The sequence below is a fragment of the Massilimicrobiota sp. SW1139 genome (assembly GCF_012027715.1).
Taxonomy (GTDB): domain Bacteria; phylum Bacillota_I; class Bacilli_A; order Erysipelotrichales; family Coprobacillaceae; genus Allocoprobacillus; species Allocoprobacillus merdigallinarum.
This window is the reverse complement of record NZ_SJOR01000006.1, coordinates 45859-59383: the sequence shown is the minus strand read 5'-3', so window position 1 is coordinate 59383 and position 13525 is coordinate 45859. Positions and strand designations below refer to the sequence as shown.

Genomic DNA, 13525 nt, shown 5'->3' with positions numbered 1-13525 from the left:
CACCGCATATTATTATACATCATTTTTCAACATCACATATAAAAATATCACTTTTTGAAAATAATTATGACAAAACTTCATCAATAAGTTGTGGCTTTCCAACAAATTCATCTGAAAAATCATAAGCATTGAAAATCTCAGTTTCAAGCTCCTGACTCAAACCCGTATTTGTATGAACTTCAACTAACACTTCACCTTTTTTTACAAAATCCCCTATTTTTTTATGAAGAACTAAACCAACACTATAATCAATGTCATCATCAGTTTTTTCACGTCCTCCACCTAGTTTCATACTCACTATTCCTAAAGGCTTTGCTTTTAAATCTTTGACATATCCTGTTTTTTGACTATAAACAGGAATCACTTCTTTCGCTTTAGGAAACATTTCTGGATGTCTGATAAAGGCATCATCGCCACCTTGTGCTTTCACCATAGCACATAATGTACGAAGTGCTTTTTTACTTTCAATAGCATCTTCAAGCATTTTTCTTGCGGTAATGAGAGAATCAGTTTTTTGAGCCTGAATTAACATATGACTTCCGGCCTGTAAGCATAGCTCCAATAAATCTTCCGGACCATTTCCATTTAATGTATCAACTGCTTCTTTCACTTCCAGAATATTACCAATCGCACAACCTAACGGCTGACTCATATTAGAAATCGTTGCTCTGGTATCTTTGCCAAGCGAATCACCAATTTCAATCATTGTACGTGCCAATTCTTTAGCTTCTTCAATTGTATTCATAAAGGCACCATCACCATATTTGACATCTAACAATATCGCATCACTGCCAGCTGCCAGTTTTTTAGACATGATAGAAGATGCAATTAATGGAATACAGGAAACAGTTGCGGTAACATCACGTAAAGCATACATTTTTTTATCAGCAGGATCTAAATGCCCACTCTGTCCAATAATCGCCAATCCACAATCATTAACCTGCTTCACAAAATCTTCTTCATCAATCATAATATGAAGTCCCGGTATAGATTCTAATTTATCCAATGTTCCACCAGTATGTCCTAATCCTCTTCCGCTCATTTTAGCTACTGGTACTCCACAGGCTGCCACAATCGGTCCTAAAACCAAAGATGTTTTATCACCAACACCGCCAGTGCTATGTTTATCAACTTTGATTCCTTGAATACGACTTAAATCAATGACATCACCACTATGCATCATCTCTTTGGTTAAAATAGCTGTTTCTTCTTTATCTAAGCCTTGAAAACAAACGGCCATCAACCATGCACTCATCTGATAATCAGGTATATCACCTTTTGTATAACCTGCTACAATAAAGTGAATCTCTTCTGGAGTATGTTTGAATCCATCTTTTTTCTTTTCAATCAAATCAACCATTCGCATATTTTATTCCTCACTTTTCTTTTTTAAAAGATTAAAAAATCTTATATCTCCATTATACACTCCCCAGATTGTGAATGCACTATTTATCCAAAAATCAATATGAATAAGCATACGATTCCATTCATAACCAAAAAATGCAATAAGTCCACTTACCAAAATAAAATAAATAGCCCACATCAAAACATATCCTAATTTAATCTTTTTAAACACAAGATAATAAGCCAACCAATATCCATATGACAAATAATACATATTCGCAAATGGAGCCAAATCTTCTTCCAACATTAACCATCCTAAATCCATATGCCAGATAAAAGTTATCCAAAATACACTTAACATAGAAATAATAAACAAAGCTATATTCCATCTTTCATTGCGTTGCATCTTATGATAATCTTCTTTTAAAACTTGTGGAACAACTTCATGATGTTCTGTTTCATATTCTCCTAAGAAAAATTCATTTATAGTTATCCCTAATATTTCACATAAAGGGATATAAAGTGAAGCATCAGGAAGATGAATGCCTCTTTCCCATTTAGATACGGATTTATCTGTAACAGAAAGTTTTTCAGCCAATTGTTTTTGAGTCAATCCTTTTTTCTTACGACAAGTTGCTATGAATAATCCTATTTTCTTTTGATCCATAATGATTCCTCCTGTCTTCATTATAACGAAAATGGGTAAAAAGGACACCACGTAAAAGTAGAATCATATAAAAAAAGTTCATTATTCCAATAAACTGATTAAACTTTTCTGTTTTCTTATTTTTTCAATTGAACAGGAATCCAAACCTCACTGTAGGCATAATGATCTTGATGTTCATCCATTTTTGTAAAAGAAAATGATAATGAATATGCCAGTTCATAATCAGAAGTTGGAAGCCACTTAGCATAAATGCTTGCCATTGTGTCTTGCAAAGTTGATGGGAATGGTCCTTCATTTGGAAATACTGCCCATGTAAGTGGAGGAACTGAAAACTGGTCTAATTGTTCACTGATATCAACACATGTTGTTAAAACGCCTATCATATGTGTCAGTTGTCCTTTTTCTTCAAGAAAATCAGTATCAGAATCATAAGAGACATTCACAATTTCATACGGTTCCATATTTTGTAGTAGATGCAACTCTCTATTTTGTTCCTCTGTTATTTCACTTGCTAATTGTACAATTTCGTTATTCACACCTTCAAATTGAAGTGATACACGTTTACTGACTCCTACAAAACGAAATGCTTCTTTTTGAACTATTTTATAATCCATATGTTTCCTCCTTGAATGGTCATTGTTAAAACATTGTTGCCTTCTTATGCAATAACTTCTCTTAAAAATAGAATATCATAAAAATGAAATAAAAAATAGAAAGTTATCTATTGATTTGAAAAGTTTTTTACTATTGAATCATCTCCCCATAAAAAATCCATATATAGATTTATTCTAAATCAAAATAAATAGTACTTCTTTTCCCTTTTATGATCTTCATTAATATTAAAGTTCTTTATAAAGAAAATACAAAGTTTTATTCAAACTTTGTATCGACTTCAAAAATGCAATGTCCATTTAAATAATCTTTAACAGACATTCTTTTTTTACCTTCTAATTGTAATTCCGTAATCAGATAAACGCCATCATTCACTTTAACTCCAATAGCATCTTTAAAAATCTTGACAATCGTTCCATTGTCCTGATGAGCATGATGTTTCATCGCATTTTCACATTGATGAACGTGTCCTGCCCAGATTTTAACAGTCTTTCCCTGATAAGTTGTATAACTTCCTGGCCATGGATTTGTTCCACGAACTTTATTATAAACTTGTCTAGCAGACATATTCCAGTCAAGACGTTCATCTTCTCTAGAAAGAGTAGGCGCATAAGTCACTAGATTTTCATCTTGAGGTATACGTTGATTTATTCCCTTTAAAATATCTGGTAATGTTTCTTTTAATAATTCTGCACCTAAATCACTTAAACGATCATATAAAATACCTACTGTATCTTCTTCTAAGATAGGTGTTTCTTTTTGGGCAATCATATCTCCAGCATCCATTTTTTTGACCATATACATAATTGTGACACCTGTTTTCTCTTGTCCATCAATAATAGCCTGATGTACTGGTGCACCCCCACGATATAATGGTAACAATGATGCATGGACATTAATACATCCTAAACGAGGAATATCCAAAACAGCCTGTGGTACAATCTGACCATACGCTGCTGTAATAATCAAATCAGGTTTTAAATCTGCAACTGCCTGGTAATCTTCTTTAATACGTGCAGGTTGAATAACAGGAATATCATATTTTAAAGCTTCTACTTTTACATCTGGCATTGTCAAAACTTTTTTTCTCCCTACATAACGATCAGGCTGAGTGACAACACCAACAATATTGTAATCCTCTTCTATCAGCATTTTCAAAACAGCCAACGAAAATGATGCTGTTCCCATAAATACAATTCTTTCTCTCATTTCATTCACTCACTTTCACTATCTTATAATATTAGGCTATTTTTCCATTTTATACAATCTTTTTAATTCTTTTTTAAATCATTGACACATAGTTTTGTAAGACCATCTAGCATATATGGACTCACTTCTTTAATAGAGTAAAGCTCTGGCATATAATCTTCAGGAATAAATGATAAGAGTTTATTTCTGACTTCATTCATATCATTTGTCATAGGTGAGTACACAGCAATTGCTTCAGGTCCCATAATACATATTGAAGGTAATAATGATTTTGTCACAAGCTCTAATACACCTTCTTGTGTCCATGCCAGTTTTGCACATTCATCAGAAAATTGCATACGATGAATAAAATAACGGACTTCTCCTGCAACCCCATTTCTTCCTGTCACAATCTGACCATGAGAAATAATACCTTGTCCTCCTACACCAAAACCAAATGGTTGTGAGTGAAAGATAATATTTTGATATTCAGGATGTTCCAAAGAAAATCCCACAACTGCAGCATTGGCATTATTACATACTAAAACTTTAATTCCATATTTCTTTTCAAATTCATTTTTTATATCCAGAATTTTTTCATCAGGTGAATTTCTTAACTGTTGATCATCTTTAACAATCCCTGGTGTTGCAATACCAATCATATCCACATATTGATGTTTTAATAAAACAGTATCAATAATATCATAAAGATCATAAACATTTAAAGAAGGTTTGATAATCATATTATGATCAATAATTTCACAATGATCACTCAAACGATAATAAATTCTTGTTTGTGCCTTATTATTAGAAATCACAATAGATAAAATACGATTTTCATATTCTATACAATGCGTATGATGTTTTTGAACTTCCTGTGTTTTGTTAGTATAATACTCTTCAAGTTCATTTTGTAGAAATCTTAAAGCCCCTGGAGCATCATATGAAGCAAAAACAGTTGTGGGAATCTGAAGGACTAATTTATCTGTTAAACTTTCTTTTAAACGATTCAACATATAACCAATCTGTGGTGCAATCAAAACCACATCATATTTTTCAACTTCTTCATAAATACTTAAATAAGAAACAGCATCAAAATGATAATCCAACCCTAACATTCCTGCCACACTATTTAAGTTTTCTGCAAACATAGACGTTGTCAAACCAGATGAGCATGATAAAAGAACTTGTAAAGTTTTTTCATTTTTTAAGCCAACTAATGTTTCTACCATTTCATCATATAATTGTTTTGCATGATTCTCATCATTCAACTCAAAATGAAGATAGAATTTCACTGAATCATCTTTTTTAGAAACAATAGAGAACTCTACAATTGTACTTTGTTCAATAACAGTAAAACGAATAGAAGCTTCACCATAATCCGTAACTAATCTGATTAAAGATTCATTATCTTCTACAATCTGATAATCATCATTATATTGTTCTTTAATCCATGATTGAAAATCAAAATCCAATTCCTTTTTCTTAGTATCCATATATTTTCCTCACCTTGATATTTGTTAATAATATTGTATCATTCACCACCATCAAATAAAACCCTTAAGCAAAAAATAGCATGAATTCATGCTATTTGATTTCATTCACTTTTTCTAAAACACGACTGGCATCATCACCCTCTACAATTGTTGGCTGATAATTATTACGTGATGATACAGATGAAATCATACATGGAATGACTTCATGTTCTTCTTGAACCAATTCGTTATTTTCAAATGAGAATGTATGCTGATAAATCATTGTATCTTTATCACTAGGATTTTTATTCCCACCAAAACAAAAATTCCCTAAACTATAAACAATCTTCTTACCCTTATATGTTTCAATTCCCTGTAAGACATGAGGATGAGAACCAATAATTAAATCTGCTCCAGCATCAATAGTCTGTTTAGCTAAACTGCGTTGTGATTCCATTGGTGCCTTATCACGTTCAATACCCCAATGATAATAAACAACCACAATATCACATTGAGCTTTTAAATCACTTATTGCTTTTTTCATTTCTGCAGTGAGTTCATATGGAAAAGCATAACCTAAAAATCCCACTTGAATTCCTTTCACATCCATCATACAACTTTCATCATAGCCAAAATGCCTGATTCCTTTTTCATCCAAAACTGCCTTAGTATCTGTCATACCTTGTTCAAAATGATCTTTAGAATGATTATTAGCTAATGTCACAGCCTCAATATCACCATCAGCCAATATATCAACATATTCAGGTTTCCCCTGAAAAACAAAAGTTTTCTCAGCATAATCTTGGCTTGTTGTGAGTGGACCTTCTAGATTGGCAATCGTTAAATCATCTTTTTCAAAAACATCTTTAACATTCTTGAGATAATAAGCACTATCTTGATTCTGTTTTTCATATTCCTGATCAAAAGATCCTTCATAACCCTGTCCAATATAATTTCCTAAAGTGATATCACCAACAAATGATAAAGTTATTTCTGTCTTCTTTACTTCAGGTTCTTGAATTTCTACTTGCTTTTCTTCATCAACTTGTGATGTCTGTTGTTGACTTTGACAAGCTGTCATCATTAAGACAGTTGTTAATGCTAAAAAATACTGTACTCTTTTTTTCATAACTCTCACTTATTCTTCATAAAATTTTTGATAATATCTGATTCTTAATAAATCTAAAATCATCATTGTCTGATAGCTAAATTCCAAACCATCAAATGTTCCTAAAACATGAACAACGTAATCAGGACAGACATTTTCGAATTGAATATATTTTGTATTTTGTGTCACTAAAACAACATAAGCATCACATAAATGTTGTTTCACCATCTTTTTAGCATTGTTTTCCATTGTACGTCCAGTAGCTGTTATAAAGATGACAACATCATCTTCAGAAAATGTAAAACTTTTATCAAAATGATGATATTCGATTACTTCTTTTCCCAATGTAATCAAATCGGTCTGAAAATCAACCGCAATACTGCTTGGATATAGTGCTCCCACAATGACAACTCTTTTTGCATGAAAAATCAAATCACAAATCTGATCAATGGTATGTAAAAACTCTTCTTTAGAAAATTTAATGTTTAAATGTGATAAAAACTTATCTACAGAAGTATGTAACATTCTGGCGTTGATCTGGTCCAAACGAATTTGTTTATCAATGATAAGCTGTTGATGAAACTCTTCATAAGAATGAAATCCAAGATGATAAAAAAAGTCTTGCACTTCTTCTTTAGAACACTTTGATGATTTGATAAATTGTTCTAAATCATATTGACAGATTTCATTATAATGTTTAACCACAAAGCTACCAATACGATACATATGATCATCATTTAAGCAACCATTTAAATATTTTAAAATACGTGATATTAATATTTCCATCCTTTCCACCCCTTTTTTCTATTATACAACAAAACAAGAATGAAAACTAATATTTCTCCCACTATAAAATAAATCAATCCATACAAAAAGAGGCACTCATGCCTCTAACATACACACTACTCTTATCTAAGATAACGAGTAATACTGTTATATTCATCCTTACTCATCTGATAAATACCATTGTAAGGTTCCTCTATATAATATTGATTATCTTTCTTATAAAGATAGATAAAGGTTATGCCACCATATTTTGAATGAAACTCAAGTCTAATCTTTTGACTAACATTGAAAGGAGTATTATTAATACTCTCTTGTTGAGTTTTTTTCCCTTTCAAGAGAGTAGCAATATCAGCTATTGCATCTTGATCGGTCAATTCCTGAATGGTCTTTTTTTGAATTAAAACGATACTTTTTATTTTTTTTAGTTGAGGAACCTCAATCTGATAAGTGGTTCTAGATATATACATTCCATATAAAATGCCAATAATAAGCATTATAATTGCTGCTGCTTTCATTCTTTTTTTATAAATATGTACATGTTTTCTATTCATCTTTTAATCTTTGTATCATTTTCCACATAGCTTCTGCTGAATTAAAGTTTTCTGGAACGATATCTGAAGCTCCAATCTGAACATCAAACGTATCATTGATTTCAGCTACAATTTCTAATATTGCAAATGAATCCAATTCACCATCATCAATCAATGTCTGACATTCTCTAAAATCAATATCACCATCAATTTCTTCTAATAATTCTAATAATTTTTCCATTTTCTTATTCTCCTTTGTAATTTAATATATTTGTTTCAAAACGACTACGTTGTAAACATAATCCATTCTGTTTTGAATAAAGATAAATACTTGGTAAATCACGGCTTAAAAAGAGCGATATACCTTCACACATTGCATATGCACCTACTCGTTGAAATTCTAAAATATCTCCAATCTGTGGATTCTCTAAAGGTAAAGCCTTAACCAGATTATCATTGATTGTACACAAAGACCCGGACACATGACATTGAATAATTTGACCATTTCCCTTTTCTTTTTTGATTTGACGATAATGTGGAATTTTCATAGCCATCATCTGACCATAATATGTTATCTGATGCATCCCACCATCAACAATGCAATAGGGAACCTGATTGACTTTATAATCAACAATCTCGGTATAATATTGTCCACAATTAGCTGCAATAAATCTTCCTAATTCCAAAATAATCTGCCCTTGAAAATGAAGTCCCTCTAAAAGTTCTTTAAAACCTTGGAGAAGTTCGACTTCATCATAGACCTGACTTCCATGAAAATATTCCACATAGAAGCCCGGTCCAAACTCCAATTTTTTTGCAACATATCCATACTCTTTTTCTAATCGCTGTAAAAGTGTATCAACATATTTGAGTTCTTGTTCATATAACTTTAATTTTTTTCTTTGAGTTCCAGAAAAATGTTGAATTCCAACAATTTCAACATGAGAATATTGTTGGCGAGACTCAATGAGATGACATATCTCTTTTTCTGACATACCAAACTGATTCCCTGTTGTTATTCTCAGTAATACTGGTACCTGACAATCCAATTTTTTAGCTATTTCATGTATCATAGTAAACTGATGTACAGATTCACTTGTATAAACAAGACAATCACGATATGTCTTCATAACCTTTAAAATATCATCAGCGTTTTTATATACACCCGATAAGACGACTTTTTCCATAGGTATGCCTGCCCTTTTACAAATTTCAAATTCACCATGAGAACAGACTTCATAACAATCAATGATCCCCTCAATACTTTTAATCACAAAGGGATTAGCTTTCATAGCATAACATAACTGTATATTCTTTCCTAATATGCCTTGAATAAACTCTATTCTTTCTTGTAAAACATCTATGTCAAATACATATGCTGGTGTTGCTAAATCTGTGATAACATCCTGATACTGTGGTTTAAACATTGCAATCCTCCTTCATCATTGATTTTAATTTCTGTCTGTCAATCTTTCCATTTTTTGTGAGAGGGAACCCATGAACCTTATAAAAAACATTAGGAATCATAAAGGCAGGTAATTCTTTTTTTAAAACACGTGTCAATTCACGACGTTCAATATCACCATCATAGAAAGCAATGATTTTATGATTTTCATAAAGGCAACAAGCTCTTTGAATCGTTTCAACATGTTGCATGGCCTTTTCAATTTCACCCAGCTCAATTCTATGTCCCATATGTTTAATCTGAAAATCTTTACGTGAGGCAAAACATAATTCACCTTGTTTGTTGTAATAACCTAAATCACCAGTACGATAAATGATTTCTCGATAATAAGGATTCAGAGGATTTTGACAAAAAGCCTGGTGTGTCTGTTGTGGATTGTTGTAGTATCCTAGACTGACGGCAGTTCCACTGACACAGATTTCACCCAAGACATCTGGTATTATCACTTCCTGATTGTGTTCATCCAAAAGAAAGACTTTTTCATTTTGAAATGCTTTTCCAATAGGAATGACATCATCCTGATCCATTTGACTTATTATATGATAAGCACAATTACATGTGATTTCTGTTGGCCCATATAAATTAACATACATTGTATCTGGTAAATAAGACTGCCAGATACGAAGCTGTTTCATTGGCATGACTTCACCACTAAACATTACTTTAGATATCTTATGAGGTACTTTATATTCAAACCCTTTCAAAGTTGAAATAATGCAAACAGCTGATACAGCCCAAATAATTGTTGTGACTTCTCTTTCACATAAAAAATCTAACAATTGAGTTGGTATTGAAAAATATTGCCTTGGTATAATTTGCATAGTTGCTCCCGTTTTGATTGTTGAATAAATATCTTTGACGGAGACATCAAAGTCCCAGGGAGCCTGATTCCCAATAACATCATTTTCATTAATATGAAATGTTTCGGTAAATGTTTCGATAAAATCAATCACACTACGATGTGCAACACATACACCTTTAGGAATACCGGTAGAACCTGATGTAAAAATTGTATATAACGGCATTGTATCCGTATGCTGACTCGCAATACTATCTAACTTTTTTAGATTAACATGTCCGTATAAATCTTCTAATAAGATAACATCACTTTCCATTTGTTTCTTTTTGAGTACCTCTATATATTTTTGAGATGTCACTATCATTTTTGAATCTAACGTCTTCATAATATGATTTAATCTTGTTTGGGGTTGTTTCATATCCAGCAAAACATAAAATCCACCAGCATAAACGACACCAAAAAACAGACAAATCGTATCTACACTCTTTTCCATAAAAATAGGAACTGGCTGCCCTATTGAAATCTTTGAAGCTAATGCACTACCAATCTCCTGTGCTTTTCTGTATAGCTCTTCATATGTTATTGATTGATCTATATCTGCAAAAGCAACCTTATCAGGATATTTTCTGGCACTCTCTTTTAAATAATCTAAAACATTATACATTTTATATCTCCTGTTTCTCTATAATTTCTTTAACTTCTTTATAGTTATATCTTCTCTTCTTTCCTAAACGAATCTGCTCATCTGCCCATTTATATATTTTTTCATAAGCTGTCACTTCCTGTTGATAACGTTGAATGATCTTCTCATCATGTTGAGTATCTGATAAATGATACTTTTCATTCAATCGTTTTCCTAAATACATCGTTAGTTTCTTTTGACCATAAATATTCAAATGATTCTGATTATAAAAATCTGTCTGTGGATTTAAGCCAATCTCATCAACATAATCATCCATATCTATATACTCATAACCATATTGATGTATCAAAGCTTTTGCAGCGTTATTACGTTCACGTTCTGGTATCATTTTTTTTGAATAATAACGTGGCATATTGGTAAATAAAATATTTTTTAAACCATGATTTTGACAATAGTCTAATAACTCTTTGAGATGCAGTCCTGATAAACGATACATGGGTCTTTCTTGCGTATGTGTTTTAATAGGAATAGGAGATTTTTGTGGTGTAATTTGAGCTGTTCCTTGAATACCCATTGAAGATAAATGAATATCATCATGATGCGTTAATTCATCTATACTGGCATTGACATTATCTTTGAATTTTGCCCAATTGGAATGATATTTTAAAAATGGAACATAATAAGACAACCGATCATCTTCAGGAACCAGCTCTTGAATTGTCTTTATCTTATTTTGAGAATAAGGCATATTATCAATCCATGCTCTCAAAGATCCTTCCTTGCTTTCAAACTTATCATCATATAATATGCCATTAATATCAATAATAATCACTTTAGGATTTTGAGTCTTTAAAACTTCAATCAGCATTGATTTTGCAAGTCCCATAGGAGCACCATTTGTTCCAAGAGAATAACTCGTATACCCAAACTCTTTAAATGCTAGAGGAGCAGAATAATTCGTAAATGTTGTACTGGCTCCTATCATGACCATATCAAGACTATTGTTTTCTAGCTTATAGAAGTTTTTGACACGTACAGCATCAGAACTATATGCCTGACGACACATTACAAAATTCATCCCACAGACCAGACCTGCAATGAGGATTGTCATAATAAAGATTTTGAATTTCTGAAATTTTGTCATATAATTCCTCCTTAAAACTGCATATATACAAATTGTGTTTGATCATATCCTGGACCATACATGCCAAACAATAAAATAATGAGAAATGCAACAAGATAAAGTCCCCAACGTATCCAGATAGACCTTTTTTCAATACGTTCACGAACACTCTTTTTCTCCTGAAGAATATCTACAATCAATAAAACAATCAACCCTATCAACAAAACAACATAATTTTTACCATTCAATCCAAATGAAACAAGCTCTTTTTTAATATCTAATGGAAATTCATAGAAATGAAAACATTTGAGAAAAACACGCCATACATCTGTAAGTGTCACTGCTCTAAAAATAATACATCCTACACAAGTTATCCAAAAGGTACGCAATATCTGAAAGAGCTGAAAGCTACGAGATTGAACAGATATATGTAGCTTTTGATTCAAATAATTCCAAACTGGTTTCATCAGTCCACTGATTGCTATTAAGAATCCATAAAAGATTCCCCAGATAATATAATTCCATTGTGCTCCATGCCATACACCCACCAAAAAGAAGACTAGTAAATTTCCTAAAGCGATAGGTAAAGTTCGACCAATGTGTTTACCAAAACGCTTCTTTGCGAATTTTCCTATTTGTCTAACCCCGGGAGTCAATGAGAATGGATAAAAAACATAATCTTTCATCCAACTTCCCAATGACATATGCCATCTTCTCCAAAATTCTGAAACAGTCTTTGAGAAATAAGGACGACGAAAATTTTCTGCCATGGTAATTCCCATTGTCTGTGCACATCCACGTGCAATATCTATACAGCCTGAAAAATCAGTATAATCCTGAATAGCATACATAAAGACTCCTAAAGCAACGCCCATACCTGAGACATTCATATAATTTTCAAAGACAAAATCAGCTATGACTGCAGCTCTATCAGCAATAATCATTTTCTTAAAATAACCCCATAACATTAACTGTAAGCCAAATTTCAAATCACGATAACTTGCCTTTTTGGGTGCATAAAGTTGGGGAGCCAAATCTTTAAATCTACCAATAGGTCCCTGAAGAATTTGTGGAAAGAAAGACACAAATAAAGCCACTTTTGCCAGATTGCGTTCTGGTTCAATTTTCCCCCAATAAACATCAATAACATAAGACATGGTCTGAAATGTATAGAAAGAAATTCCCAATGGTAGGATCAGATGAAGTGTTGGTATCTGACTTCCCAAAGACAATGTTTCTAATAAATGATTCATATTCTCTGAAAAGAAATTAAAATATTTTAAAAATAATAAAATTCCAAAATTCAATACTAATGTGAGAATCAGTACTCTTTTTCTTTTCAAATGACATTTCTTTTTATATTCTTTTGTTGATGTTTGACTCCTTTCCATCTGATATTGCTTGCCCATATACAGAGTGGCCATATAAGAACTCAGTGTCGTCAACAAAATAAATATCAAGAACTTCACACTTGCATAACAATAAAAAAAGTAACTTGAAAGCAACAGAAAAACCCATTTCCACTTTGCGGGAACAAGAAAGCTTCCGACTAAAACAAATAGGAAAAACAATAAAAAAACCAATGTATTAAAAGCCATAAAATCATTCCTTATCAATCTTATTTTTCATTTCTTTTTTACAAAATTCATCATATAAAATTGTTATGAAATTACTATGGAAATTTTGTGTATTTCTTGTGTACTTTATAAAAGTTTCATTTCAAAAAAAGAAGTCAATCATAACGATTGGCTTCTTTTGATATATCAATATAACATCACTTTAATC

General features: G+C 31.9%; 13 protein-coding genes. All 13 read right to left on the bottom strand.

Going from position 1 to position 13525, the window contains the following annotated elements; all coding sequences use genetic code 11:
* Positions 1 to 64: 64 nt before the first annotated feature.
* A complete protein-coding gene (locus E0K96_RS05135; protein ID WP_168081680.1) occupies positions 65 to 1366 on the bottom strand; it encodes a pyrimidine-nucleoside phosphorylase in 1302 nt (433 codons plus the stop codon).
* A 3-nt stretch (positions 1367 to 1369) separates the two neighbouring features.
* The gene (locus E0K96_RS05130) at positions 1370 to 2011 is read right to left on the bottom strand and encodes a helix-turn-helix domain-containing protein (RefSeq protein ID WP_168081678.1); all 642 of its coding nucleotides are present in this window, start codon (positions 2009 to 2011) and stop codon (positions 1370 to 1372) included.
* 116 nt (positions 2012 to 2127) lie between these two features.
* Positions 2128 to 2625 (bottom strand): GyrI-like domain-containing protein, encoded by a 498-nt coding sequence (locus E0K96_RS05125; RefSeq protein WP_168081676.1) that lies wholly within the window; start codon positions 2623 to 2625, stop codon positions 2128 to 2130.
* Positions 2626 to 2881: 256 nt separating this feature from the next.
* Positions 2882 to 3832, bottom strand: a complete 951-nt coding sequence (gene fmt / locus E0K96_RS05120; RefSeq protein ID WP_168081674.1) for a methionyl-tRNA formyltransferase — start codon at positions 3830 to 3832, stop codon at positions 2882 to 2884.
* Positions 3833 to 3894: 62 nt separating this feature from the next.
* Complete coding sequence (locus E0K96_RS05115; protein ID WP_168081672.1) at positions 3895 to 5307, bottom strand: ROK family protein; 1413 nt, start codon at positions 5305 to 5307, stop codon at positions 3895 to 3897.
* A gap of 91 nt (positions 5308 to 5398) precedes the next feature.
* Positions 5399 to 6415 (bottom strand): CapA family protein, encoded by a 1017-nt coding sequence (locus tag E0K96_RS05110; protein WP_168081670.1) that lies wholly within the window; start codon positions 6413 to 6415, stop codon positions 5399 to 5401.
* A 9-nt stretch (positions 6416 to 6424) separates the two neighbouring features.
* The gene (locus tag E0K96_RS05105; protein ID WP_168081668.1) at positions 6425 to 7180 is read right to left on the bottom strand and encodes a MurR/RpiR family transcriptional regulator; all 756 of its coding nucleotides are present in this window, start codon (positions 7178 to 7180) and stop codon (positions 6425 to 6427) included.
* A gap of 122 nt (positions 7181 to 7302) precedes the next feature.
* On the bottom strand, positions 7303 to 7695 hold the full coding sequence (locus tag E0K96_RS05100; protein ID WP_168081666.1) for a DUF5301 domain-containing protein: 393 nt from the start codon (positions 7693 to 7695) through the stop codon (positions 7303 to 7305).
* Positions 7696 to 7723: 28 nt separating this feature from the next.
* A complete protein-coding gene (locus tag E0K96_RS05095; protein ID WP_087297983.1) occupies positions 7724 to 7951 on the bottom strand; it encodes a phosphopantetheine-binding protein in 228 nt (75 codons plus the stop codon).
* Between the two features lie 4 nt (positions 7952 to 7955).
* A complete protein-coding gene (locus E0K96_RS05090) occupies positions 7956 to 9137 on the bottom strand; it encodes a diaminopimelate decarboxylase family protein (protein ID WP_087936315.1) in 1182 nt (393 codons plus the stop codon).
* Positions 9130 to 10638: an amino acid adenylation domain-containing protein gene (locus E0K96_RS05085; protein ID WP_168081664.1), complete on the bottom strand. Its 1509-nt coding sequence runs from the start codon at positions 10636 to 10638 to the stop codon at positions 9130 to 9132. Before E0K96_RS05085 ends, E0K96_RS05090 begins: the two co-directional genes overlap by 8 nt.
* Position 10639: 1 nt before the next feature.
* Complete coding sequence (locus tag E0K96_RS05080) at positions 10640 to 11761, bottom strand: hypothetical protein (protein ID WP_168081662.1); 1122 nt, start codon at positions 11759 to 11761, stop codon at positions 10640 to 10642.
* An 11-nt stretch (positions 11762 to 11772) separates the two neighbouring features.
* Positions 11773 to 13149, bottom strand: a complete 1377-nt coding sequence (locus E0K96_RS05075; protein ID WP_168081660.1) for an MBOAT family O-acyltransferase — start codon at positions 13147 to 13149, stop codon at positions 11773 to 11775.
* Between the last annotated feature and the right edge of the window lie 376 nt (positions 13150 to 13525).